The 25,650-nt window shown below is 59.9% G+C and carries 14 protein-coding genes and 2 pseudogenes; 7 read left to right on the forward strand and 9 right to left on the reverse strand.

The genetic code is table 11. The features are described from left to right. Nucleotides 1-278: 278 nt before the first annotated feature. Entirely contained in the window at nucleotides 279-2,408 is a 2,130-nt protein-coding gene (locus AC0L3L_RS25130; protein ID WP_473639575.1) for a prolyl oligopeptidase family serine peptidase, read from the reverse strand. 1,372 nt (nucleotides 2,409-3,780) lie between these two features. Between AC0L3L_RS25130 and AC0L3L_RS25135 the strand changes: the two are divergent. Together AC0L3L_RS25135 and AC0L3L_RS25140 are read left to right on the forward strand one after the other, a co-directional pair. Next, nucleotides 3,781-3,942, forward strand: a pseudogene (locus AC0L3L_RS25135) (transcriptional regulator domain-containing protein); the annotation flags it as partial. A 115-nt stretch (nucleotides 3,943-4,057) separates the two neighbouring features. Next, complete coding sequence (locus AC0L3L_RS25140; RefSeq protein ID WP_473639577.1) at nucleotides 4,058-4,573, forward strand: DUF2285 domain-containing protein; 516 nt, start codon at nucleotides 4,058-4,060, stop codon at nucleotides 4,571-4,573. A gap of 1,454 nt (nucleotides 4,574-6,027) precedes the next feature. On the opposite strand, the gene AC0L3L_RS25145 is transcribed toward AC0L3L_RS25140, so the two are convergent. Both AC0L3L_RS25145 and AC0L3L_RS25150 read right to left on the reverse strand, forming a co-directional pair. Continuing rightward, nucleotides 6,028-6,801 (reverse strand): HAD-IIA family hydrolase, encoded by a 774-nt coding sequence (locus AC0L3L_RS25145; RefSeq protein WP_473639579.1) that lies wholly within the window; start codon nucleotides 6,799-6,801, stop codon nucleotides 6,028-6,030. A gap of 1,304 nt (nucleotides 6,802-8,105) precedes the next feature. After that, nucleotides 8,106-9,581 carry an NAD-dependent succinate-semialdehyde dehydrogenase gene (locus AC0L3L_RS25150; RefSeq protein ID WP_473639581.1) on the reverse strand — a complete coding sequence of 492 codons (1,476 nt, stop codon included), beginning with the start codon at nucleotides 9,579-9,581 and terminating at the stop codon, nucleotides 8,106-8,108. Nucleotides 9,582-11,073: 1,492 nt separating this feature from the next. Here AC0L3L_RS25150 and AC0L3L_RS25155 point away from each other — a divergent pair. Beyond that, on the forward strand, nucleotides 11,074-12,429 hold the full coding sequence (locus tag AC0L3L_RS25155) for an aspartate aminotransferase family protein (protein WP_473639583.1): 1,356 nt from the start codon (nucleotides 11,074-11,076) through the stop codon (nucleotides 12,427-12,429). Then, a complete protein-coding gene (locus AC0L3L_RS25160) occupies nucleotides 12,420-12,599 on the forward strand; it encodes a hypothetical protein (RefSeq protein WP_065007675.1) in 180 nt (59 codons plus the stop codon). The genes AC0L3L_RS25155 and AC0L3L_RS25160 overlap by 10 nt, the downstream gene beginning before the upstream one ends. A gap of 819 nt (nucleotides 12,600-13,418) precedes the next feature. Here AC0L3L_RS25160 and AC0L3L_RS25165 read toward each other — a convergent pair. The 3 genes and pseudogenes from AC0L3L_RS25165 to AC0L3L_RS25175 form a co-directional block, all read right to left on the reverse strand. Beyond that, nucleotides 13,419-15,259: pseudogene (locus tag AC0L3L_RS25165) on the reverse strand (type II toxin-antitoxin system HipA family toxin). A gap of 279 nt (nucleotides 15,260-15,538) precedes the next feature. Continuing rightward, nucleotides 15,539-16,924 carry a M16 family metallopeptidase gene (locus AC0L3L_RS25170; protein ID WP_473639656.1) on the reverse strand — a complete coding sequence of 462 codons (1,386 nt, stop codon included), beginning with the start codon at nucleotides 16,922-16,924 and terminating at the stop codon, nucleotides 15,539-15,541. Between the two features lie 4 nt (nucleotides 16,925-16,928). Further along, on the reverse strand, nucleotides 16,929-18,227 hold the full coding sequence (locus AC0L3L_RS25175; protein WP_473639658.1) for a M16 family metallopeptidase: 1,299 nt from the start codon (nucleotides 18,225-18,227) through the stop codon (nucleotides 16,929-16,931). 780 nt (nucleotides 18,228-19,007) lie between these two features. Here AC0L3L_RS25175 and AC0L3L_RS25180 point away from each other — a divergent pair. Together AC0L3L_RS25180 and AC0L3L_RS25185 are read left to right on the forward strand one after the other, a co-directional pair. Beyond that, nucleotides 19,008-19,220, forward strand: a complete 213-nt coding sequence (locus AC0L3L_RS25180) for a cold-shock protein (protein ID WP_008874821.1) — start codon at nucleotides 19,008-19,010, stop codon at nucleotides 19,218-19,220. A gap of 218 nt (nucleotides 19,221-19,438) precedes the next feature. Further along, on the forward strand, nucleotides 19,439-20,272 hold the full coding sequence (locus tag AC0L3L_RS25185; RefSeq protein WP_473488975.1) for a prephenate dehydratase: 834 nt from the start codon (nucleotides 19,439-19,441) through the stop codon (nucleotides 20,270-20,272). Nucleotides 20,273-20,669: 397 nt separating this feature from the next. Here the strand turns inward: AC0L3L_RS25185 and hemN are convergent, their stop codons facing one another. After that, nucleotides 20,670-22,004: an oxygen-independent coproporphyrinogen III oxidase gene (gene hemN, locus AC0L3L_RS25190; RefSeq protein WP_473639585.1), complete on the reverse strand. Its 1,335-nt coding sequence runs from the start codon at nucleotides 22,002-22,004 to the stop codon at nucleotides 20,670-20,672. A gap of 205 nt (nucleotides 22,005-22,209) precedes the next feature. Further along, the gene (locus tag AC0L3L_RS25195; RefSeq protein ID WP_473639587.1) at nucleotides 22,210-22,677 is read right to left on the reverse strand and encodes a Ros/MucR family transcriptional regulator; all 468 of its coding nucleotides are present in this window, start codon (nucleotides 22,675-22,677) and stop codon (nucleotides 22,210-22,212) included. A gap of 537 nt (nucleotides 22,678-23,214) precedes the next feature. Between AC0L3L_RS25195 and AC0L3L_RS25200 the strand changes: the two genes are divergently transcribed. Further along, nucleotides 23,215-24,252, forward strand: a complete 1,038-nt coding sequence (locus AC0L3L_RS25200; RefSeq protein WP_473639589.1) for a cytochrome-c peroxidase — start codon at nucleotides 23,215-23,217, stop codon at nucleotides 24,250-24,252. A 220-nt stretch (nucleotides 24,253-24,472) separates the two neighbouring features. On the opposite strand, the gene tdh is transcribed toward AC0L3L_RS25200, so the two are convergent. Continuing rightward, entirely contained in the window at nucleotides 24,473-25,525 is a 1,053-nt protein-coding gene (tdh, locus tag AC0L3L_RS25205; protein WP_473639591.1) for an L-threonine 3-dehydrogenase, read from the reverse strand. Nucleotides 25,526-25,650: the final 125 nt, after the last annotated feature.

Consider the following 25,650-nt stretch of genomic DNA (forward strand, 5'->3'; position numbering starts at 1 on the left):
GGCAGGGGTATGGGGGCGGCGGCGGGGGAGGCGGAGACGCGGAGGGGGCTTTTGGAATCGCGATAGCCGGCTGTGCCAGCAGCATCAAGACGACGGCCGCTGTTACTCCCCGCGCCACCTTCACTCGCTTTGTTGCCATGATATTTCTCCTTGCTCTTCAGAAACGGTAGACTGCTATAGTCCTGCAGTATTGATTGATATCGACAGCGTGCGGGGCGCGCATTTGCGCAAACCGTGCTCGCATTATTTACACCTTTGTCGCAGTCCTCGACCTGTACTCACTCATCCGAAGTCCGCGCTTGTCGAGCTCCCGGTCGTCTATGAAAGCTATCGGCGTGCCAGCCGATCGCGCTGCGAAGGAAGTGGATGCCAAGACTGATGAATGCAGCGCGCTCCCGATTGTCCTTGCCGTAGCCGTGGCCGCCCGCGCCGGGCTCGTAGAAGTACGCGGGATAGCCAAGGGCCTGCAGCTTTGCCGCCATCTTGCGCGCGTGGCCCGGATGGACGCGGTCGTCCCGCTTCGTGGTCGCGAGCAGGATAGGCGGATAGGGCTGTCCGGGCGTCGCGGCGTGATAGGCGGAGATTTCCTTCAGGAAAGCCCAATCGTCAGCCTTGTCGGGATCGCCATATTCGTCGATCCAGCTCGCGCCCGCCAGGAGCTTGGTGTAGCGGCGCATGTCGATAAGCGGAACCGTGCAGAACAGCGCGCCGAAATGCTCAGGATAGCGGGTAAGCATGTTGGCGATCAGCAGGCCGCCATTTGAGCCGCCCTCGGCGGCAATCCGCCTCGGCAGCGTAATGCCCCTTCGCACGAGGTCGGCGGCAACGGCGGCGAAATCGTCATGGGCGAGACGCTTGCCCTCCCTCCGCCCGGCATCGTGCCAGCGGGTGCCGAACTCGCCGCCCCCGCGGATGTTCGCCACCACACACGTGCCGCCGCGCTCGAGCCACAGCTTGCCGAGCGAGGAGTTGTAGTAGGGCAGGAGCGATATGCCGAACCCGCCATAGGCGGAAAGGTGAACCGGGGCATCTCCTTTCCCATCAGCCGGACCGACCTGCGTATAGGGGATCATCTCACCATCGATCGACACTGCCTCGTGGCGCGTGACCACCAGTCCGGATGCGTCGAAAGTCTCCGGGTTGCGCTTCAGGATTACTGAAGCGCTGAGAGGCGGCGCGGCGTTGAGATCGAATAGGAAAAGCTGCGGCGGCGTGATCGGATCCTGAGCGCAAACCAAGACCTCTCCATTGGTCTCGTGATCTGCCGCATCGAGTGACCAGAGGTGAACAGCCCCTTGCGCGGGCAGGGTGTCCAGGGCTCGGCGTGTCCATTCCTGCGGGCCCGGGGTAAACATCTCGAATCTTGGAACGAGGTTCGCCAGGTAGGCGATAATGAGCTTCCCGTCATTCCAGAAGAATGACTGCAGACAGCGCCTCTCGGCTGGTTCAAACAGCGTACTAAAACGACGCTCGCCGGCCAGGAAAGAGGAGAGCGAGATGCCGATCAGCGCGTCGGCGGCATAGGTAGTCCCTCCAACCGTCCAGGGTTTGCGCGGCTTTACCGCCAGCCAGTCATCGAAGCCATTCCACCAGGCGTCCCGAGGAAGGTCGATCTCAACCTTCGGCCCGCTTCTATCGCCAATGCGAACTATCTTCTCGAAGTAGGCCGGCTTTTCGATAAACCAAAGGCGCTCGCTTTCGGCGGTGCGGTCCAGATGGCCAGACACGCCGAGGGATTCGCAACCGGTCTCGAAGATTACCGGCGCGGTGAGGGGATCTGCGCCACGCTTCCACAGTCGCACGGTGCGTGCGTAGCCGCAGCGCGTGGCCATACCATAACCAAGCGCACTGGAAAGCAGAAGAGTGTTGGGGTCGAGCCAATCAATGTCGCCCTTGGCCTCGGGGAGATTGAAACCGTCGGCCACAAAGCTCAGAGAGCTGAAGTCGAATTCGCGATGCACGACCGCGTCGCTGCCGCCGCGCGACAGGCGCAGAACGGCTCTTTCCCGTCTCTCCGGCTCGATCGACGCGCCGCCCCAGATCCAGTCCTCTCCGTCGCTAGCCGCGAGGGCATCCAGATCGAGCAGTAGCTCCCATTGGGGATCCGCCTGCATGTAGACGGCAAGGGTGATCCGGCGCCACAGTCCGCGCGGATTTCCGGCATCTCGCCAGAAATTGTAGAGGTACTGACCGCGGCGCGTGACCAGGGGAATTCTGTCGGGACGGTCGAAAATGGCTGGCAGCGACGCCCGGTCGCGCTCGAACTGCATTCCCGCGAAGTGCTTCAGGGTCTTTGCCGACTGGCTGGCGGTCCACGCCAGTGCCCGTTCGCCTTCTACATCTTCGAGCCAAAGATGTGGGTCATCGTCGGGTGCATTCAGTGTTGGGCGGAAATCGAATTCGCTCATGTCCGGACAACCGGAGGAATGAAAGCGCAATGGCTTCCGTCTGCTCGGGAAGGCTCAGTGTTGGCGGCTGCGCCCCCATGTTCGAAAGCCGTGATCATCAGGTGGGTTCTTTTCAGTCGGTGCGGCGTCGCAGTGCTTTTGCGCATAGGACTGCAACCGTCGTGCCAACTGGGAAAATCGTTTCGGAACAATGTGACCGCTCTGACAGCGCTGTGTCAGATGTCCGACATCGTCGAGAATCCGACAACGAGTGCACCGCGCAATCATCCGATCGACCACCTGCGGGGAGTTAGGTGACGCCGCGTAGGGCTCAAGCAGGGAAGCTCACAATGAACTTGGTTGGCCCCCGACATCTTCGCTCCGGAACGCTTCACGCACAGGGATTCAATGGCAGACATTCATGAGGCAACGGACGCCGTGAGCGACCAAGCGGCCTGTGCCTAGGGGTCTAGACACCGCCACCAGTCAAAAATCGGCGATCCGAGGAAGGGATAGGGCGCCGCTTGGCCGAGCTGATGGTTATCCAACCCTGCCAGCAAACTTGGCCTGAACCGTCCCCTTGATTGCACTTTTTAAGTTTGCCGATCGCGCCTGCAATCTGCGTTCGAACGAACACATGAGAGTGGTCGCGAGCTACATTCAGCTGCTGGCGACCGTCGTTCAATATGCAAGGTGTGAGGGTCAGGAACAGGGAAGCTCCGGCTCGGCATCCTATCTCGGCGAGACGGCCAACGATCGGCGGTCTTTGGCTGACGCTGCGAGTTGGACGCCCGCACCAAAGGCAGCGTGGGACAAGTCTGCCTGGAAAACGGCTGCAGCAGGCGCAAGTGGCCCCCGGCCGCTCCATCTCCATGCCGCTCGCAAAACCCCGGCGTGAGCACCACCCCAAAAGCAATTGCGCGCCTCGCCGGTTCGTTTTGCGGGCCCACTGCACAGTCGGCTCAACCTGTACACCTATACAGGCTGCCATACCCTGAAACTTGGCCTCCTATGGGGGAAAATTCCCCAGGAGACCTACGATGACTGAGCTTATAGCGCTCGCGCTACGACAACCTACCCACAATCAGTGTGCAATCCACCGCCACGCTAACGCGCCTGCAAGGAACGTCTGGAACGCGACGCAGGAGCCAATCACCGCCATCAAACCGACTCCCTTGGCGTCCTCAGGCCGCGCTGGCTGTCGCTGCGCGGGTTCGACGGTCTGGTGGCCATTTGCGCGCGCCTTCTACCCTCGACGGCGCCAATGGCACACGCTTCGACGACATGGCCCCATCGAGGTCTGGGGCATTCGGCGCCGGTGCTTTGCCAAGTGGCATAAACTTTCGACCCCCCTGGGGGCGGGCAGGGGAGCACAGTCGTGCCTACAGTTCTCGTGACTGACGCGGACGAGGCTGATTGGCGCGATGAAAGATCATATGATTACACCGCTGGTCTGACGCCGCGCGAGTGGGCCTGGGAGTTCTTACGCCGCAACCCAGCATTCCAGCGTGATCTGATCGCTGCGCGCCAGCAGGCCCATACTCTGTCTAACCAACCCTTTCTCGACGTGGTCGCGTTGGCCGGTGACCTGTCGCGCTGGGGTGTCCTGTTTCGCCGAGTCTTATGGGCGAAATTCGCTCGTATTCTGGTCTCCGCTCTGGTGCGTCCATGTGCTGCCGGTCATTGCAGAACAGCTGTCCGCATCCTCGGCGACATTGCCGTTCGAGCTCTCGGCGTTGCCATGTCGTGCGACGGTCCTGCTGGCGCCCGACAAGGGCCAGCATGTTCTTCTTCGCAATGCGGAACATACGCTACAGCTCGCCGTCTCTGGCGCGGATATCTTGCGCCCTGTTTGCCTCCGCACCGAGGCGATCTGGCCAGCGATGCTTTCGAAGCCCCGTCTGAGGGCGCTCGAGTGCCTCAATGTTCTGAGTCTGGGTCAGCAACTGCCTGCCCGCTTGTTTCCGCGGGAAAAACGCGGTCCGCGTTTGACCTTCGTTCTTCGTGCGCTCGACGGCTCACTTGCCGGGGCGTCACATCGCGAGCTCGCCGAAGCTCTGGTTGGTCAACGGCGCGCCCATGCCGACTGGAGGGATCCTCGCGATCATCTGCGCGACCGCATTCGCCGCGCCGTCTCTCGTGGCCGCGCGCTCATGAATGGAGGGTACAGAGATTTCCTCACTTGAAAGTGATATCCGCCCTGTGCGTCAGCCGGCGAACAGTTCGGAGCTAAAACCCGTCACCACCGATTGGCCCGCTCGACATGGCAGCGAACGGCCTTCTTGAGGCATCGTCGATGCCAAGAGGCACGTTCGTATTGTCCGATAGCCGACAATGTCGAGTACGCAAGGTACAGGAACCTGACTCTCGGGTGTTTTTAAGCGCTTTTTGACCTGGCACGGTACATGCTCGCTATTCAGCAAAACACGCGGACTGAGTGGTTCCCACCTCCACGAGAGTCGCTGAATTACGCCACCTCCCAAGGCGTACCCGGCCCGGCAGCGAGCTCAGTCTCCTGCCGGGCATCCGTGTTCAGACGTACTCGCGTTCAGAACTTCAAATTAGAGGCGCAATGTTTCGCGTCCGGCTATGCGAACTGGTGCTGAAGAATTGTCAGACTTCGAGCGCGGTCGTTGTGGCTCCGTATTCACGGCAGCGACTATTTCGGCCATTGCCAACTCGAGATCCGCCTTTGGAGTAGATGTGGAAAGGCTCACTCGCAGCGTAGACTTAGCATCTTGATAGGGATCCCCATCGTCGTCAGCACATGCGACGGAGCGCTGGAGCCAGCGCGGCAGGCGGAACCTGTGGAGAGACAGATTCCGCGCATCGCCAGGCGCTCGACAATCGCATCGGCCTCACACCACGGGATGGTCAAGAGCACGTATTTGGAAGGCGCGGAGCTTGAATCCCATTAATACGTACTTGCGGCAGGCGGATTGCAACTCCCGTTCAAAGTTGTTTCGAAGCGCTTCGATGCCATTCGCTACACTCAGCCGCCGAGCCGCCTGTTCCGCGGCAACGGCCAGTCAGGCGGCTGCTTAGCTGTTCAGCGTCCCGCGCCGTCGCCCGTCCTCCTGTTCACCATAAAAAAAGCGGTTCGAGGCGCAACCCCTCCCTAATGTACAACGCGCCCACGCCTTTCGGGCCTTGGAATTAATGCGCTGATAGGGAGAGCAGATCGACTTCGACGAACTCGTCTGTCAGATCTATGGGTATACGACTAACAACCTGCACGGCGTCCACGTGTAGGATCGCCTCCGGAGCGAGGCGGCGACGATATCGGTCTAAACTACAATGGGTTGAACGACGCCCATCTCGTTGTCGCAGCCATGACAGAAACGAAGGCGGTGTCGGGCGTGAGTGTCGCAGCGAACGCATCTGGTCGATCCGACCTGCCCATTCGCTGGACTAGCCTACTTCACTTCGGCGCGCGAGATTCTTCGGTCGAAGACTCTTGCTTCATAGAGGTCAAGACCGGCCTGCATTGGGCTACATGGGTATACTTCGACTAAGTTGTCATGCTTATCACTTCTTTTCTGGATGCGGCCTGCTGTTCCTCCCGATCATTGCTCAGGTTGACGGCCGCCATGCGGAACGTAGAGGGAGCGTTCGGTCTTCGTGTAGAGGTGCGTTCGGCTTATTGGTTCACTATGATCTGGTCCAGATCGGCAAGGCACTCGACCACGTGGTCCGGTCTGAATGGAAACCGCTCTATGTCAGCCAGTTTCGTGACCCCAGTAAGCACAAGGGCTGTCTTCAGGCCCGATTCCAGCCCGGCGAGCACGTCGGTGTCCATGCGGTCACCGACCATGATGGTATCGACAGCTCGCACTCCGAGCCGGTCGAGCGCGTTACGCATCATGAAGGGGTTCGGCTTCCCGACGAAATAGGGCTGGCGGCCGGTGGCCTTCTCGATTAGTGCTGCGACTGCACCGCATGCCGGATGGGAGCCCCGCTCGGTCGGGCCAGTCCCATCCGGATTGGTGGCGAGAAAGCGCGCGCCCTTCGCCACAAGCTCGGCGCCAGTTGCGATCTGCTCGTAGTGGTACGAAGTGGTGTCTCCGAGGACCACGAACTCGGGGGCAAACTCCGTTATCCGGCAGCCTGCCTGCCGCAAGGCCTCGACCAGACCGTGGTCGCCGATGACATAAGCAGATGATCCGTGCTTTTGCAGTTCCACGAACCGCGCAGTGGCGAGCGCCGATGTGTAGATGTGCTCTGGCTGCACGGTGAAGCCAACCGCTCTTAGACGCTCGGCGTGATCTTCGGGCGTGAAGCGCGAGTTATTGGTGAAGATCTGAAACGGCTCACCCTTGGCGACTAGCCCGGCGACATAGTCGACCGAGCCAGCAATCGGTTGGCCGCCGCGGACCAGGACCCCGTCCATGTCGAGCAGATGCGCTATAATCATTGGATCTCACCCCTCAATGTCTCTCGTGGACGTGCGGCCTGGGCACGTCTAGTGTCACTGTATCTTGTCCAGGCGAGAATGCCGGCGACTGTAGCGATTCAGAGCGATGCGCGAAGGGCGCTCAATTGCTTGTGCGGCAATAAGGAGGTTGCGGCGTAAAAAGTGTCCGCAACCGCTCGCCGTGCGGACGCGCTGCACCGTTGGGTTGACGACATTCGCTGTGTCAGCGCATCTGATGGACGATCGCGTTCTAGTTCGCGTGAACCACCTGGCGAGACGTTTCTCTGCAGAACCATCGTGATTGACGGCACCACAGTGATCCAGCATTGTCTCGCGCCGCGGACGCAAACACGCCGGTGCCTTGGCGAACTTTCCAATGGTCGGACAGCCTATCGAACGATTTCGAGAGTCGCTCCCGCGCCCAAGGTGTAATTCAGTACCGAATATTGACGCCGACCGCGAGTGGTTTACCCGTTCATTTGTTTTCGCGTTTCCGCCAAGTCAGGGTAACAGTCGGGCGCCTGCGATGTCCCTTCGCGAAGAGCCTGACCCGTTCAAAAGCCTGCTAGGCGCCGAGCTTGGGCCGCGGCAACAGAAGAGGAGTATTGCGACTTAGGGCATTTTTTGAGGCAGAGCCCGAGACACTTCGTTTTGGGGGCGGCGGCCGGGTATTGATGCTTGGCAGGAGTGAAGATAGAAAATGGCAGCGGCCGGCGTTGCAAAGAAGGGAAGGCAACAGGGCAGCGCTATGACAAGGGCGAGCGTCGATTCAAGCACGTCGGAAAGGGCGCTCATCCCGTGTTTGAATTTCACGACAGCGAGCCGAAAACGTGGGTTGGAAAATGCCCCTCAACACTATCTGAACGTGATCGGACAAAATTACTAAATGAGGCAATTGGGGCGCCGAACTGTGATCGGCACCTGCCCGTTCCGAAGAAGCTATACGTCGTTTAACAGGGGACATTTATGAGGCCCAAACGAGCGATTGCGGCCGAACCTATCAGGATATCCATATAAGGGTGAGCTGTCGGCGGAGTGGATCTCCGGGTACTTCTTGATGCTGTCGCCCCGCACAGATGAGATGCTTGCCGCGGTTGGATAGGATGAGCAACGTACCGTCAGGTACCGGCGCCTTGGCTCGTCGCCGCAGAGGCGGTTCAACGTACTGGGCGCCTAGATGCACACTTAAGGCGCGCAGGCCGGGGTCGCGATAGACGACCCGAACCAGCCGCAAGCAGGTTCGCCAAAGCGCTCGATCATCCCTTTGGTTCATTCTGAGCCGGAGGTGTCCATCCACATAGAGATCAGATTCCGCCTATGCAGAGATATTTCATTTCGAGGTAGTCTTCGAGCCCGTGGCGGGAACCCTCACGCCCGATGCCGGACTGCTTTATCCCGCCAAAGGGCGCCGCTTCCGAAGACATACGCCCCGTGTTGATGCCAACCATGCCATATTCCAATGCCTCGGCCACGCGCCAGACACGCTTCAGGTTCGAGGCATAGAAATAGGCGGCGAGGCCGTAGATCGTGTCGTTGGCCTCACGCACAACCTGATCCGCCTCGTGGAAGCGAATGATCGGCGCCAGCGGCCCGAAAGTCTCCTCTTGCGCAACCGCCATGATGCTGAAAATTTCGGTGAGGACTGTGGGTCTGAAGAAGGTGCCAACCCTGCCGATACGTTCGGCCCCGCATCGAATTGTGCCCCCTTTGGCAACGGCATCTGCAATGTGGGACTCGATCTTGCGCAGAGCATGGATGTCGATGAGCGGTCCGATGTCCACTCCGGCAGCGAAGCCGTCGCCAACCGATAAGTGCCGGACTTTCTCCACGAACTTCTCGACGAACTCATCGTGAACGCTCGATTGAACGTAAAGACGGTTCGCTGAAACGCAAGTCTGGCCGGCGTTGCGGAATTTCGCCTGGATCGCGCCGTCAACCGCAGCGTCGATATCGGCGTCGTCAAAGACAATGAAAGGGGCATTGCCGCCGAGCTCGAGGCTGACCTTCTTGATCTGGTCCGAGCATTGGCGCATGAGCAGCCGGCCAACCTCGGTCGAGCCTGTGAAGCTGATCTTTCGGACCTTGGGGTTGGAGCAGAGTTCGCGTCCAACGCCACCACCTTCGGACGCATAGACTAGGTTGACGACGCCGTCGGGAAATCCGGCTTGATGCGCGAGGGCAAACATTGCACCTGCCACGAGCGGCGTCTGTTCAGCAGGTTTCAGCACGATCGCGCAGCCCGCCGCCAAGGCCGGCGAGATCTTGCGCGCCACCATCGACGCCGGGAAATTCCATGGCGTAATCGTGCCGACGACACCGATCGGCTGCTTGATCACCAGCATGCGACGGTCTGTCGACGGTGCCGGGATCGTCTCGCCATATATGCGATTGGCTTCTTCGGCGTACCATTGCAGATAAGCGGCCGCATGCGAAATCTCCGACTTGGCTTCGGCAAACGGCTTGCCCATCTCTGCAGTGAGGATGGCGGCAAGATCACCGGCGTGGTCGATGATCAGCTCATGCCATCGCCACAGAACGTCGCTGCGTTCTCGGGCGGTCAGAGCCGCCCATCCAGGCTGCGCTACGTAGGCCTTTTCGATCGCAGCGCGTGTCTCCTCCACACCCATGTCGGGAAGTACTGCCAGCACTTCGCCACTCGACGGGTTGAGGACCTCGAATGTCCGCTCGCTAACCGGCGTGCCGAGCGCCGGCAGGCGATCGATGGCGCCAAACAGGTCCGGGGATTTCAGGTGGCGGACCATCGGCAGGCACAGGGGCAATACTGAATTCCTCTCAAATACTGCGGATACGCATGTCAGCAGGCGTCGGTGTATATTCCGCGTCCGGGGATGCTTATAGGGCCTCGGCCTGATGGCTGGTAGACCATTCCACTCGACTTAAAGGGAGAATTCTTGAACTGTCGTGGTCGATGGCTTGCGGTTCTCATTAAGTGACAACCTGAACAATGGACATCGGCTTCCGACCGCGCAGCCAGCTCATGTGGCCTGAACGGATCGCGATCTCTGCCATCGGAAGGGAGGCTCCCATGAGGAGAAGGCGAGCCACGATTCGGCGGATCGGTCGACTGACCCGGCAGGTGCTTCGCACGCCCGCGAAAACAGCTCCGCCGGCCTTTCTCACCGAACCGAATTTATCTCCCCGAGAAAGGGAGAAGGAAGGCGAACTAGGCTGCCGGGCTCATCCTTGCCCCCAGCGTCAGGCCGACGACCATAAATGGCGGGCTCGGCCGGAAGCAGCTCCGCCGCTGCCCTGACTTGATCGAGCATCACCGATCGATCAGGCTGCGCGGCGCTGAGTGTTGTCGATGCCGAGCTTCTCGAGCTGCGATTCGAGGGGCGGGGCTGCAATCGACCTGGAGGGATCCAGTTTGTAGATAGCATAGGCGCTGATCCATGTTCCTTGATTGCCTCGAGCTCGGCCTCTATCCTTGAAGACCAGGAGATGTTCCTGTTTCCGGCCGTGTCCGATTGAAGACGTCTTAGGTTCGAAACCCGACACAACTGACGCGCCGGCATCCCACCCGCGTGGCACGAATGCGTGCTTTTCTCCTTTTGATCGCGCTCCTCGGTGGCACGTCAATTGCACGCGACAGTTAACGGCCGGGGGGCCCAGACGAATTGTTCCTCTCGATCAACCAACTGCGCGCAGAATGTGACGGTGCGCAAACTGAGGGAGTAGCTGATGCGAGTAGTCGTCGTATAGATCCATGGTCACACCGGCATGATCATCGGTTCGGACAGCCGCGCCCGGAGGTCGACCACCGCGGCGAGGTCGAAAGCATGACGGCGGTACTGCGAGAGGGCGGCCACCAGACGCCGGGGTGCGACGGCGATAAAGAACTGCTCGCTTCGCTCGTGTGGTTTATGCCGCCCATCCGCAGGCCCGGCCCTCGGGGATCGCCTTCAACATGCGTACGGTATTCAGGGCGAGAAGTGGTCTCACCCACGTTCCCGCCATGCCCCGGCGGGCATCCCGTACACCGGATCCGGCCCGCCCCGGCATGGGCTAGCGCTCGACAAGATCATCGCCAAGAGACTAGCCCGCGATGCCGGCGTGCCGACGCCGCAGTTTCGCGTGATGGTTGCGGCACCGAGAGTGCCGGCGAGCTGCGATTCCGCCACGAAAGTAGGCAGCATTCTCGATCCGTGTTGATGGTGCAAGCACCTCCATCAGAACTCGCTCCAGCGCCAAATGGCATCAAAGTTTCGTAGAGCCTCGCCATCTCGACAAAGGTAGTCAAGGAGTTCAGACATGCAGCGCATTTCAGGGCTGGGCCACAACCGGGGAGAGGTCGTTGGGCCAAAATCTCGCGAGGAGTTTCAACGAGCGCTAAAGATCACGCCCGGCGGCAGCATGCGTGCTGCGCAGTTCTTCGCTCCCCACCCGCCCTATGCTGTGGCAGGAGCGGGCAGCTGGATCACTGAGGCGGACGGCAGCAAGGTCTTCGACTGCGCAAACAACTCCTTCTCGCTCATTCACGGCCATGCCTTTCCGCCGGTGATCGAGGCGCTGCACAAGGTCCTGGACGACGGCACCGCATTCGGGCTTCCGACCACAAGCGAGACCAGGCTCGCGGAAGCAATCACGACGCGTTCGCCGAAGCTTGAGCAGGTCCGCTTTACGAGCTCCGGCACCGAGGCTGTTATGTTCGCTGTCAAGGCCGCTCGCGCTATTACAGGGCGCCCGATGATTGCCAAGTTCGAGGGCGCATATCACGGCGCCTATGACTATGTGGAAGTGAGCCTTGATTCTGCACCAGACAACTGGGGGGATTCGTCGCCTAACAGTGTGCTCTATGCCAGTGGAACTCCCGCCTCCACCGCCGCGGATGTCCTTGTCCTTCCTTACAACGAGGCCAAGTCGTGCAGGGAGCTCATCCGTGCACACCATGAGCGCCTCGCCGCGATCCTTCTCGATCCAGTTGCTCCCCGCGTGGGCATGGTTCCGACAGAGCCGGATTTGCGGGAGGTCATCCAGGATTGCTGTAACCGCTACGGCATCCTGCTTGTGATTGACGAGGTCGTTTCTTACCGCGTCGGTTTCCGTGGCGCCCATGACATCTTCGGCTTTGAGCCGGATCTGGTCGCTTTGGGCAAGATCATCGGCGGAGGTTTGCCCGTTGGAGCCGTAGCGGGGCCTGCGTCGTACATGGCGGTCTTCGATCACACCAGGGGCAAGCCAGCCGTGTCCCACGGCGGCACGTTCACCGCAAACCCGCTCAGCATGACAGCTGGGCTGGTGGCACTGCAATCATACACAAAGGATGCCGTGGCCCGTCTTAACCAGATGGGCGAAACGCTTCGTAGTGAAATCATCGAGCAACTCAGAAGGCGCGAACTCCCCGCGCACGTTACCGGCGCGAGCTCCCTCTTTCGGCTCCACCTGAAGACTGAAGTGATCCGAAACTACCGGACGTCGTGCCCGAGCGCGTTGCAGAAGGCGGCGCTCGCAAAGGTGCACCTTGCAATGCTGGAACGGAGTTTTCTAATGACGACGAATTGCTCTGGCGCGCTCTCGACTCCGACGAGCGAGACCGATGTCCAAGATCTAGCCGCAGCGCTGGTGGATGCCGTTCATGAAACTTGGAAACAATCTCCGTGGGACTGATCGAGCAATGGTGGAAAGCGCAGTTTCGCGGCAGCGCTCGCGTCGGCGGCTTCGCCGATACGCACGACAATAACGTCGAACGGCGCACCGACGACCGTTGCCATGTCGAGAACACGCTGCAATCAAATGGGCGGTCATCGGTGCCACTCGCACCCGGTTCAACAAATTAATTTCGACCGTTAGCTGCCAATTGCGCTTGGCGCAGTATGGCAGCGCCTGGCGCGGCTGGTCCGGGATCGACCGGTAATTGTCAGCTTGCCTGCCCGTGCACACGCGCAAATCGAGGGCCGCGCGCAACGACGCCCCATCGGCTTCGCGGTTTGACTGCAGTGAAGAGGTTTGCGTTCGTTTTTCACCGAACCTCCAGCATTCCTGCCGTTTTCTGAGATTTTGCAGGGTTGGTTTGCGGCGTTTCCGAGTCCTTCTACCCAGTGTGATTTGTTTTTGCTGGGAGCCCGCTTCCTGCACAATGGCCCGGACCTGCGCCATCAAGAAGGCTCCCATCGCGTCGTTGTAGAGGCCAAGCTCCTGCGTGGCCTTCAGCGAAACAGAGTCTTGGCCCATACGGGTGACGATCCTTCGCGCAGAAAGACTATGGGAACATCATCAAGAATTATGATTCCAATGTGAAATTTTGGATTATTGATAAAGAACTTGTCCTTTCACGACAGAGAAAAGTTGCAAGTCCGCAGCATCAATGACTTGTCACCTGTCCACACGAGTCCTGGCGCTTCAAGAACCGCGCCTGATCACCCTTCAGCTGCCAAGCGCGATCCGCGCCCGCCCGGGCTGCGCAACCTTGACCAGCTCCGCCCGGGCGAACGCTGACGTCGCACAGTCCATAAGGGGGTCAAAAAATTGGACGCGGATGGGAGGCCGGATTGGGAAAAAGCGCAAGCTCAAGCTCGAACGCTATATGGCTAGGCGGTTCAGCCAATAAGGTGTTTGGGTCTGAGAGCGGAAACCGTCGTATCAGTAGATCGACATATCTACGCAAACCCTTCGATGCGTTCGTGGACAATAGCGCGCATTTGCTCCGCCATCTTCGCGCCTTGAGAGCCGTCTGATAGAGGTGGCGGCAATTCGAGGTGGTTGAGAGCGCGTGAGAGGGCTGCAACGAGATCGTCGATGCTGGTATCCGCATCGGCAGCCTTAAGGCCAGCCGTGCTCGCGAAAGCCTTGAAGTCGGCGCGCCGCAGACGATCGTCTTTGCCGTTCAGCTTGAGGGCCCTCCGGTCTTTTTCGAGATGTGGAAACACGCGAGTCGTGACCGCGTCGTAGAGCGGAGCCATGCGGACTGAGCTGAACTGCGCGCTGCCGGGCTCTGCGATTTTCAGCAGTGCCATGTTCTTAAGGTGCATGTCGCCATCGGCGATCAGCCAGGCGAATAAGGATCGCTTGAGGACAAGCAGGACGTCGTCTTCGGGGGAGGTCGATAGCGGTCTTAGTGCCCGCGCGATTCGCTCCATTGTGCCGTCGTATTTTGCTTCCGTGGGCACACCGAGCACCGAGCAAAAATCCTCAAGCGCCAAAAGATGCTTGTCGTCAAGGCTCGTTCTGATGTCGAACCGCTCCACGAGGAGCGCCGGAGGCATCCTGTCAGGCATCGAGACGAGCGCTGTCGCGGGCGTCTTGAAACCGGCCGCGCTGCCCAAAGCGAGCGACTGCCATTCGATAACCGGCAGGCCTCAAATCCACCTGTACCGGCAGGCTTGAGGATGTGGGTGAACGGTTTGCCGGTACTGGGGGAGAGAGTACCGTCGGTATCGAGGAACATCGGCGCTTTGATCTGAACGCCCGATAAACGGGGCGTATCGGTACGCTCGAAAATCTGCGCCAGATTGCGCTCGAAGCTCTGCTCTAAATCGCCGCGACCCGGCCCTGCATACTGGCCAGTGAAGACAGAGTTCCTAGTAAATCCATTGAGCCGGGTTAGCAGGATGTCGGGCGGCAGGGCGGAGAGATCGCTCGCATGCTCGACGATGGTGATGTTCGACATGTAGCGTTTGCCCGAGCGCAGCATCGCGCGCTCGTCGCGGTCGTTCAACACTGATTCAAGCCAGCCTTCAGGCAGCAGCGACAGGATGAAAGGGGGCAGCTTGCCCGGCGTGGTCTGGCGAACAAGTGGCGGGCCATCCTGATCGTCTGGATTCCAGCGCCACTCAAAACCATCATGTGTGAGATTGCCGAGTGGAGCGCCGTGCCACGCTACTAACAGATCGAGCGCGGCTTCATTGAGCGCGGGCTCCGCCATCAGTGGACGGCGGAGGAGGAAGCGCTCGGCGTGCTCGCCTTCGCGATACCACTGGTTTGCGCGGGCAAGCGCCCATGTCGCGTCGGCAGCGCCTTGGGCGCTGCCGTATTCTTCTATGAGGCGGTTCGCAATTGCCTCGCGCATCGTCTCGTCGATGGATGCCGCGTGTTCGCTGCGCAGGCGGAAAGCTTCGAGGAAGCGCTGGCGCATCGAGGAGACGTCGATCCGGAATTCTCCCATGCCATCATCGACAATCGCTTGAGCGACTGATGGGTGGTCGGGAGCTGCGTTCTGAATGATTTCCAGCGAGCGCAAGCGCGTGCGTTGTATTCGTCGCCCGCTCAGGAACAGGCGGCCATCGCGGGTTGGGCCGAGAAGGACAGCGCTCGCGGCCGAGCGGTAAGCGTTGGGATACAGGTATTTGGCGATGCGGACGGCGTGCTTGAGTATCGTGGCCTCGATATCCTCCCCGGCATCGACATAGATGCCGCGCATTAGCTGGACGAGCTTGCCCGCTTCAGCCTGATAGTGGCTGCGGGCGTTATCGATGTTTTCTCCGACGAGGTGAAGGGCCATTTTCTAACTTTCTCGTATGTGAAATACAGGAAAGTTGGCATACTGAGCTCCAATTCCAGAGAATTTAACTTTCTCGTATTTCAAATACGCGAAAGTTAATACCTTCTCGGAACGTCGACGTTCTCCGGCTCGGCAATCGAACCGCCGGGCGAGAACCTGGTCTGCGGGCGAGCAGGCAGAAATCAAGGCGTTCATTCTGCCGCACCATAGTCGAATCAGCCAAACGTATGTGGGCGGAGTCCTTCAGCATCTATTCTTAGAGCGCGGGATTATTCGCTGTCACGGGACACCAGCAAGCCGCGGGCCAACGCCCATAATGGCGGGCTCGGCCGACAGCAGTTTCTTCGCCGCCGCCCTGACCTGATCGAGCGTCACCTGCTCGATGAGGGCCGGGCGGTGCTGGATGTAGTCTATGCCGCGCTTGTCGAGCTGCAGCCTGAGAAGCGTGGCTGAAATCGCCCTGGAGGAACCAAGATTGCTGATAGCATAGGCCCCGATCAGATACTTTTTGCTCGCTTCGAGCTCGGCCGCTGTTGGCCCGGTGTCCACCAGCTCCTTGATTACTTGTCTAATCAGGGCGAGTGTCTCCGCCGCCCTGTCGGCGCGCGTCGACGTGGTCACGACAAGCGTGTTGGAATGCTGGTGGCCTTCCAAACTAGAGGACACACCGTAGGCCAGGCCACGCTTTTCCCGCACTTCCTGGAACAGACGGGAGGTGAATGGCGAGCCTCCGAGTATATCGTTTAGCAGCTGCGCGGCATAGAATTCCGGGTCGCTACGTCCGACGCCGGGAAAAGCCAGCTGGAGCGAAGTCTGGGGCAGGGCGTATGCGACCAACGTCCACTGGCCGAGCTTCGGGGTGACATCAGGTACCTGGGCGAGCGCCTGCTTCTCAGGCAAATCGCCGAACAACTGGTCGAGCCTTGCACTCAGAGCTTTGGCATCGATGTCGCCGACAACCGCCACGTGCAGCCCCTCGCGGGCGAAAGCGGCCTTGTGGAAGGCGCTTAGATCGGCGGGCGTTATGCGGGCCAGGCTTTCCTTGGTGCCCTCGGGCGGCCTCGAATACGGATGCGCGCCGTAGAGCCGGCGCCGCCATGCATCCCTGCCGATCGCGTGAGGTTCGCGCTCGTTGGCAATGATGCCGGAGAGAAGCTGAGCGCGGATTCGGTCAAAGGGTTCCTGATCGAAGCGGGGCCTGTTCAACGCGAGCCTGATGAGATCGAAAGCGGCGTCCTGGCGCTGGGAAAGCATGCGCACCGAGCCATAGATGCCGTCAGGCCGCGCGTGGAAGCTCATCTCAGCGCCGGCATCATCGAGTCGCACCTGAAAGGTGTCGCCGTCGTGATCGCCTGCGCCCTCGTCGAACAAGCCGGTCATCAAATTGACAAGCCCCTCCTTATCGGCCGGGTCCTGGCTGGTGCCGCCGTCGAACACGAACTGGAGCGTGACGATCGGCAGCGTATGGTCTTCCACCAGCCAGGCGGTGATCCCCTTTTCAGATTTCACCTCCTGGATGTTCGTCGCAGCACGGGCGGTACACGCTGGCAGGGTGAGGAAGAAAATAGCAAGGCAAAGGACAGCCAGCCAGGAGGCGAGGCGCCAGCCTTGTCCAAAAGGAGAGGGCAATGCTTGTGGAATGGCCCTGCGGAATTGGTTCGTCATCATATCAATTTTCCTTGGGCAGGAGATAGCCGGTGGTCGAATGGTCGGACACGAGGTAGCGGGCGGCAACGGCCTTAACCTGATCGGCGGTGACCTTGCGGATGCGATCGGGCCATTCCTCGACGTCTTTCACACTGCCGCCGGTGGCAAGCGTGGAGCCATACATGCCAGCGACGGAGGCCTGCTCGTCATGGGCGAAGATGAACGAGCGGATATAGCGGTTTTTCGTCTTCTCCAGTTCGTCGCTGGTGATGCCGTTCCTGGCGATGCGCGCTATCTCGGCGTCGACTGCGGCCTCGACATCCGCAAGCTTCGCCTTGCCGCGCGGCCAGCCGCGGATGCTGAACTTGCCAGCATCCAGCATGGTGCCCTCGAAATCAGCGTCGGCCGCTGCGGCTATGCCCTGCTTCACAACGAGCTCCTGGTACAGCCGGCTGCGGTTGCCCCCGGCGAGAATCTGTGCCAGCAGGTCCAGCGCCTCGGCTTCGCCGGGCTCGGCGGTGCGATAGGACGGCACCACCCAATATCTGGAAAAGATGGGGACCGAAACGCGGCCATCCCTTAGCGTCAATGTGCGCCTGGTGTTCTGCACCGGCTCAGACGGGCGTTCGCGTGGCGGCAGATCTGGTCCACGCGGGACCTTGCCATAGGTCTTCTCGGCCAGCGCCTTCACGGCCTCGGGCTCGACGTCGCCTGCCACCACCAGCACGGCGTTGTTCGGCCAGTACTTGTCATAAAAAGCCACGGCGTCGTTGCGGTCCAGCTTCTCGATCTCGTGCATCCAGCCGATCACCGGGATCCGGTAGGGTTGGCTCTGCCAGAGCGTCGTGACGACCTCCTCATCGAGAAGCGCCTCCGGATTGTTGTCGACCCTCAAGCGACGCTCCTCGCGGACCACGTCCCGCTCGGTGTTGATGACGTCATCCGTGAGGGTGAGATTGCGCGTGCGATCAGCCTCGAAGCTCATCATCTGCTCCACTGCCGAGGGCGCCACTCTTTCGTAGAAGGCAGTATAATCGTAAGAGGTGAAGGCGTTTAGCGAGCCCCCGATCTCCGCCACCGCGCGGTCCAACTCGCCGGCGCCGTGATTGGCCGTCCCTTTGAACATCAGATGCTCGAAGAAATGCGCGATGCCGGATTTGCCCGGAGGCTCGTCGGCACTGCCGACCTTGTACCACACCATATGGGTGACGATGGGCGCGCGGTGATCGGGTATGACGACCACCTCCATGCCGTTGTCGAGCAGGAAATTCGCTATGTCATAGGCGGCCGCCGGAGACGGCGCGGTCGTCAGAAATGCCAGCGCGGTCGCAAAAAGTGCGCCCCGCAGCCAAGCAGACGGTGGCTTCGGTTGTGGTGACCGGGCGATGGACAAAGTTCGCACGGAAGTGAGTTGTCCCTCAATTTGAAGGTGCTGCGTCCCTGTCGCCCCCACTGGGAGAAGGTGGATCGGTGGGCAGCGCCGGTCCAGACGAGCCCTCACAATGCTGCCAGGCCCGGCTGGGATGTCAGTTTTTGAGTAGGTCGGCGAAAGGTGGGGCGGCATTTTTCTGTGTGGGGATCATGGGACGACTCTCCTGCGCGTTTGCATGACCCCGCAGGAACCGTGCCAGATGAGAAAGCCCTTTCGGCGATGCGATTCAACGGACTCTGTGTTGCGTACCTCCGACATTGTCCGACGTCAGACACCGCCGACTGGGGAGCGCTTGCCGCTTAAAGAGGTGGCTAGGTGAAATACCCTTAGGACAGCGGCGAACATGGTGGCGTTAGCGCGCGCCCGTAGTTGCTGGTCGTCCGCGTACTCTTGCTCACATCGGCCGATCGCAGGTCCCTAACAGGACTCCAAACCAGCGATAGACGGGGTTCTGGAATTTACCGGAGCGTTTCAGAACTTGTGTTTGCCATTCGAAGCGCCAGCGCAGGAGACGCTGTCCGCGACAGGCGGTCATGATGGAGCTTGCGAGCCGCTTTAGCGATTTGACCGGGCTTTTGCTATTTTAGCTTTTGCTGCCCTAAAGTCTCGGATATGAAGCGGACCTGGCTTATGGCCTGCCTACATTGAATGGTTACAAAGGAATACGCTATGGCGACTGGAACGGTGAAGTGGTTCAACAGCACCAAGGGATTCGGTTTTATCCAGCCTGACAACGGAGGTCAGGACGTTTTCGTCCACATTTCCGCTGTCGAACGAGCGGGCCTTTCGACCCTTAATGAGGGCCAGAAGATCAACTACGAGGTCGAACAGGACCGCCGTACTGGCAAATCATCCGCTGGCAGTCTCAGCAAAGCTGGCTGACCTTTTTCTGCTTCTGCCCGGCAAGAGCCGGGCAGAAGTGCCACTGACCGCGCCATAGGAGCGGGCAAGAACACGGATCCCCGCCGACTGGGGCAGCGGATTGTAGCAAGCTGCTAAGTTCTACTGCCACACGATGTGCAAGCGAAGAGGGGCGGGTCCCAGCCCTCTTACTTTCTGCAGCAGATGTTTATTGCATTCTCGATCGAGCGTGCCGGGGAATGAACGAGCAATTCAGCCAGCCTCCAGCGATCCACACCTCCTGGATCAAGAGGGCAGGGTACATTGGCCCTGAGGGGACCTGGACCCATCAAGCCTCGCTGGACCTCTTTGGTGACCAAGTTGAACTCGTTCCGTTCAGCGACGGATTGTTCGAAGCATATGAGAATGGCTGCGTCCACGTTGCATGCGTCCCAGCTACGACCTCTCTGGTCGGAGCCACTCCCTACCTCGACCAAGTCTTGAGCTTGAGGTCTCCCACGATTATCGCCGAGTACCCGAAGGTCCTGAGCTACAGCCTCATGGCCAGCAAGGATGCGAGTTTCTCGATGATCGCTAAGGTGGTGGGCCACCCAGTGGCCCTGCAGGAGGTGGCCGGGTGGCTCGACGAGAACATGCCCAATGTCGAGCGAGAGAGCCGTCGGGGATCGACATCTTTCGTGGCAGAGCAAAAATCTCCCTCGATAGCAGCATTTGGTCCTGCGCTTGGTGCCAAGCTGTACAATCTGCAGATATTGCGAACAGGAATTGAAGAAGGGCTGCATAACGTTACGCGGTGGTGGGTGCTCGGGCGCAGGACCCCTGCGCCGACAGGATTTGACCGGACAACACTTCACCTCCGCGTTTCAGAGCAAAATCTCAGTTGTGTCCTGAACAGGTTCTCGAAGGACAATTTAGCCGTTCTCAATGTCTATCAGCGTCCGACCTGCGAGCGGCTAGACACCCATCAGTATGTCATCGATGTCGCTGGACACGTTTTGACGCACCCGGCGCTGGCCGCGTTGGCGGAGATTGATGGCCTGAGAATTCTCGGATCGTACCCACGTCGCTATTAGTTGTGGCTAGGCTAGGCTAGTTTCCGTCCATAACCCCAAAACTGTTGATCTTATCACTGACGAATAAGGGGCTGCCGCATCGAACTTGATGCGATGTACACGTAATGCGCGAGCCATGGACGAGATAATCGCGCCGACGATCTTGTCGTTCACCCCAGTTTCTTGCCTGCGAAACGGTAGTATTCATAGGCACAGATGTCGACCGGCCGGGCATCTCACAAAACCAGTGACCGTTCTATGACTGTGACGCGTTGTGGGCGGCACGCTCGTCCATTCGGGAAGGTCCAACACTTCAATCCGCGCAGGGGCGCCGTGACCGGGGCCTGCGGCATTTTTACGAGCGTGCCGTTTGGCACGAGCTTATCGCTTTGGCGCCCCTCACGCTGCTTGGCTGTGCTTATGGGACAACCCGGTCGAGAAAAGCATCGAATGCGGCCGCAACAGCGCGAATCACGAAGCGATGCTCCTGCCGCACCCGGATGAGACCGTTTTCGATGTCCACTACCCCGTCCTCGGCCAGCTTCGCCAGGCGTTCAGTTGAATCGAGAAAGCGGATTGGATCGAATCCATAGGCCGCACAGATTGCCGGCACATCGGCCTCCAAATCGCACATCAGCCGCTCGATGATTGCGGCTCGCACGCGGTCTTCGTCTGTGAGCCGGTAGCCTTTTGACGTTGCCAGACGGCCACCTGCTATGTGCCGGCTGTAGGACTCGTGTGTCACCTCGTTCTGGACGTAACCATCGCCGACCCGCCCGATAGCCGACGCGCCGAAACCGATCACGGTTTTGCAGGTGTCGGCCGAGTAACCCAGCGAGTTACGGCGTAGCCGACCGCGGGTCTGCGCCAGCGTAAGTTCGTCGTCCGGTAAGGCGAAATGGTCGAGGCCGATCTCTCGGTAGCCGGCCGCAACCAGCGTATCTGCCACGGCCGCAGCCTGTTCGGCGCGGGCGACGCTGTCCGGCAGCGCAGTCTTCTCGATCAGGCGCTGATTCTTGATCACCGATGGAATATGCGCGTAGCCGAACACCGCAAGCCGGTTGGGACGCATGGCGGCGGTTGCCGCCGCAGTCTGGACGCAGGACTCTACCGTCTGATTCGGGAGACCGAACATGAGATCGACGTTGATGCCGCTTACTCCATGCCGGCGCAGCTCTTCGACGGCAGCGGCCGTCTGCGCCTCGCTCTGGACCCGGTTGATGGCTTTTTGAACAATTGGATCAAAACTCTGCACCCCGAGACTCGTGCGGCTCACATTGGCTGCTCCCAGTGCCTCGGCGATCTCGCGCGTGAACGTGCGCGGGTCAATTTCGACGGCGATCGTAGCGGGCTCCCTGAACGCGAAGCGGCGGCGCAGGAGTTCGATCATGGCCAAGAATTCCGCTGCCCCGATCAGGGTCGGGGTTCCACCGCCGAAATGCACGTCGTTCACGACGAGCCTCTGCGGCACTTGCTCCGAGACCAAACGGATCTCGTCACGCAGAACGGCCACATAGTCGAGGATCGGACCCTGATTGCGGGCAATCGTGGTCGGAAAGCCGCAATACCAGCAAATCGATCGGCAGAACGGAATGTGGAGATAGAGCGACACCGGATCGTCAGCCGGCAGACCTCTTAGCCATTCCTCATAGCTTTCGGCGCCGACCGCTGCGGAGAACTCCGGCACAGTCGGATAGATGGTGTACCAAGGCAGGAGAGCCTCGCGATGTTTTTTCAGGATAGAAGTCTGCAACAGTTTCCCTCCCAAGTTGATAACTGTCCTCCTTTTACCCCTGCGATCTCCTGTGTCTCTGCGTTATGTCAATTCCGTTCCGCTTCGCGGGTGTGTAATCACACCGTCTGCAAGGAAAAGGCGGGACCTGGTCCCGCCTTTTCAATGTTTAGCTCACATTATGCCGATCGAGCCGCCAGCCCACAACGAGTCTGGACGGAAGAAGTCACGCTGGTACCTTCCTTCTAGACCGCTTCTCGGGCGCCGAGATTTCAGGCTCTTTTGGTTTGCGGCCGAGTCCCATTGTCTTGGCCAACGCAGAGCGGGCAGCCGCATAATTCGGCGCGACCATGGGATAGTCCGCCGGCAGACCCCATTTGGCGCGATATTCACTAGGGGTCAGTCCGTAGTGGGTCGACAGATGACGCTTCAGCGATTTGAATTTCTTCCCGTCCTCAAGGGAGACAATGTAGTCCGGCGTCACCGATTTTCTTATCGGGACCGCCGGCGTCAACACCGTCGGCTCTTGTGCCGAGACGCGACCGGCCGCCGTGCCCTTCAAAGCTTCGTGCACTTGGCCGATCAGGGCAGATAGGTCCCCCACCGGAACGGGATTGTTGGAAACATAGGCTGAGACAACATCTGCGGTAAGCTGGATGAGGTTGTCGATGTTTTTGAAGTCTTCTTCTGGCATGAAACTCTCCGGGGGGATTGGTCTGCGGAGCGTCGCTTCTAGTGGTGATCTCCGCCGAAAGCAACAAATGTCACGACAGGATTGTTCGTTGCTCGTCCAACATTGAGGTCTATAGCGCCACTTCACGCTGTCGTGACACTGATCTGCGCGGTAATCGCGGTCCATAACCGCGCCAGTATCCGCCATTCAGTCCCGATCTCGTCCGTCTGAATTGCAGAGGGAAGACGCAGAAAGCTTGTAAACCATGAGCCGTGCACTCGATGGGTGCAGAAAAGCTTGCGCGTATGAAACAGGCTGGCGTTGCGCCAGCATGTGGCGACAGGCCACAGAACCGACCAAACCCTCAGGCGAACAAACAGCGACTGCGCGCGCGCCACCATTGGAATCCGCCGTCGGGCGATGAATCGCAGTCACTGTCTCCGCCGCTCGATTTGCTTGGTCGGCAGGCACGATTCCCTCGATCCGCTGATCTAGCGCAGGGCGTTCGCAGGCCGCATGTGGAGAATGGTTTCCGTGCACATCGTAAGGACTCCATTTATGAAAATTCTATTCCCTGCGGTGGCTGTTGCGCTTGTGGCAGCCACCGCTTTTGCTGCGCAGTCCATTCCGCCAGACCTCAGAGAAACGTCACTGGCCACCTTCAAGCCCTTGCCATTCACGCCGGCGGTCACCAACAACCCGAGCACGCCGGAGAAGATTGCCCTCGGCAAGGCACTGTACTTCGATCCACGCCTCTCGTCCTCAGGCGTTTTCTCCTGCAACTCGTGCCACAACCTGGCCACCGGGGGCGACGACAATCGTGAAACTTCGATTGGCCATGGTTGGCAGAAGGGGCAGCGCAACGCGCCGACGGTGTTTAACTCTGTCTTCAACAAATCACAGTTTTGGGACGGTCGCGCCGAAGACCTGAAAGCTCAGGCCAAAGGGCCGATACAGGCCGGTGCCGAGATGGCCAACACATCGCAGCAAGTGGTCGAGACGCTCAAATCGATGCCGCAATACGTGGAGTTGTTCCATTCAGCTTTCCCGGAGCAAGCAGATCCCATCACCCTCGAAAACGTAGTCAATGCACTCGCAGCCTACGAGGGGACACTGGTCACGCCGGCCCCCTTCGACGCCTACCTCAATGGCGATGACACCGCCGTCGGTTCCGAAGCGAAACAGGGCCTGGCCCTTTTTATGGAAAAGGGCTGCTCGTCCTGCCATTCCGGTGTCAATATTGGTGGGGAAGGCTATTACCCATTCGGCCTCGTAGAGAAGCCTAGCGCCGACATTCTGCCGGAGAACGACAAGGGACGATTTGCCGTCACCAATGTACCAGAGGATTCCTATGTTTTCCGCGTGCCATCGCTGCGCAACGTAGCAATCACCGCGCCATACTTTCATTCGGGCAAGGTCTGGGACCTGAGCGAGGCGGTCGCCATCATGGGCACCACCCAGGTTGGCGAAGAGCTAGCGCAAATCGAAATCGATCGGATCGTTGCCTACCTTAATTCGCTGACCGGAAAGCGACCGGAGATCACATATCCCATCTTGCCAACTGAAACGCCCACAACACCTCGACCTCGATCCTAGGCATTGGGAAAACAGGCGATCGCGTCGGGGGCCAATGAGCATTCCTTGACCGATCTGGGCGAATGGCCACAAGCGCAGCCGTCCGATTGGGCCGTGATACGTCGCGGCACGATTGAGCGTCGCACGTTGGTGGCAGGAGCCACTGCCTTGCAGCAGCGATGCCCCTCGCGGGGAGATCGACGGCAGCCAGGGTGGCGTTCCCGTCAGCACCTCCGCAAAGTCACATCGACCAGTCGCCCTGCCAGTCCATCACCACCTTGCCCGAGCTGCCGCTGCGCATCGCGTCGAAGCCTACTTGAAAATCATCAATGCCGATGCGGTGCGTGATCAGGCCGCTAACATCGAGCGGGCCCTGCACCAGCGCGATCATCTTGTACCAGGTTTCGAACATCTCGCGGCCATAGATGCCCTTGAGATGCAGCATCTTGAAGATGACCTTGTTCCAGTCGATCTCGAAGCCGGTCGGCGCGATGCCCAAAATGGCGATCTTGCCGCCATTGTTCATGGCGTCGATCATGTCGCGGAAGGCGGGTGCCGCACCCGACATTTCGAGGCCGACGTCAAAACCTTCGGTCATGCCGAGCGCCGGCATGATATCGCGCAGCTTTTCCTTCGACGCGTCGACCACATGCTGGACGCCGAGTTTTTTCGCCAGCGCCAGCCGCACCGGGTTGATGTCGGTGATGACCACTTTTCGCGCGCCGACGCATTGGGCGACGAGCGCAGCCATGATGCCGATCGGCCCGGCGCCGGTGACCAGCACGTCCTCGCCGACCAGATCAAAGGACAATGCGGTGTGAACCGCATTGCCCAGCGGATCGAAGATTGCTGCGATCTCGTCGGGCACGTCATCAGGGATCGGCACGACGTTGTGCTGCGGGATCGCCAGATATTCGCCGAAGGCACCCGGCCGGTTGACGCCGACGCCCAGCGTGTTGCGGCACAGATGTCCCCTGCCCGCCCGGCAGTTGCGGCAGTGGCCGCAGACGATGTGGCCTTCGCCCGACACACGCTGGCCGATCTTGTATTCGGTGACCGCCGCACCGAAATCGGCGACAGTGCCGACGAATTCGTGGCCGGTCACCATCGGCACCGGCACGGTCTTCTGCGCCCACTGGTCCCAATTGTAGATATGGACGTCGGTACCGCAGATCGCCGTCTTCTTCACTTTGATCAGAACGTCGTTGGGGCCGATTTCCGGCACCGGCACCTCTTCCATCCAGATGCCCGGTTCGGCCTTAGCCTTCACCAGCGCCTTCATCATGTTCGACATCTGGTGCTCCTTACACTTGGTTGATTCCGCTCCTCGCCACTGCTCGGGTAGCCTGCACGACGAAAAAGGTACGCTCGGAGAGCGCACCTGAGATCCTTGGACCGATCGTAATGTTGGCGGCGCCT

Source organism: Mesorhizobium sp. WSM4849, assembly GCF_055811385.1.

Coding starts and splice junctions, on each gene's coding strand:
- AC0L3L_RS25185 (WP_473488975.1), top strand. CDS start 19,439: ATGAACGAGCAATTCAGCCAGCCTCCAGCGATCCACACCTCCTGGATC.
- AC0L3L_RS25180 (WP_008874821.1), top strand. CDS start 19,008: ATGGCGACTGGAACGGTGAAGTGGTTCAACAGCACCAAGGGATTCGGT.
- AC0L3L_RS25130 (WP_473639575.1), bottom strand. CDS start 2,408: ATGAGCGAATTCGATTTCCGCCCAACACTGAATGCACCCGACGATGAC.
- tdh (WP_473639591.1), bottom strand. CDS start 25,525: ATGTCGAACATGATGAAGGCGCTGGTGAAGGCTAAGGCCGAACCGGGC.
- AC0L3L_RS25170 (WP_473639656.1), bottom strand. CDS start 16,924: ATGACGAACCAATTCCGCAGGGCCATTCCACAAGCATTGCCCTCTCCT.
- AC0L3L_RS25145 (WP_473639579.1), bottom strand. CDS start 6,801: ATGATTATAGCGCATCTGCTCGACATGGACGGGGTCCTGGTCCGCGGC.
- AC0L3L_RS25155 (WP_473639583.1), top strand. CDS start 11,074: ATGCAGCGCATTTCAGGGCTGGGCCACAACCGGGGAGAGGTCGTTGGG.
- AC0L3L_RS25200 (WP_473639589.1), top strand. CDS start 23,215: ATGAAAATTCTATTCCCTGCGGTGGCTGTTGCGCTTGTGGCAGCCACC.
- AC0L3L_RS25195 (WP_473639587.1), bottom strand. CDS start 22,677: ATGCCAGAAGAAGACTTCAAAAACATCGACAACCTCATCCAGCTTACC.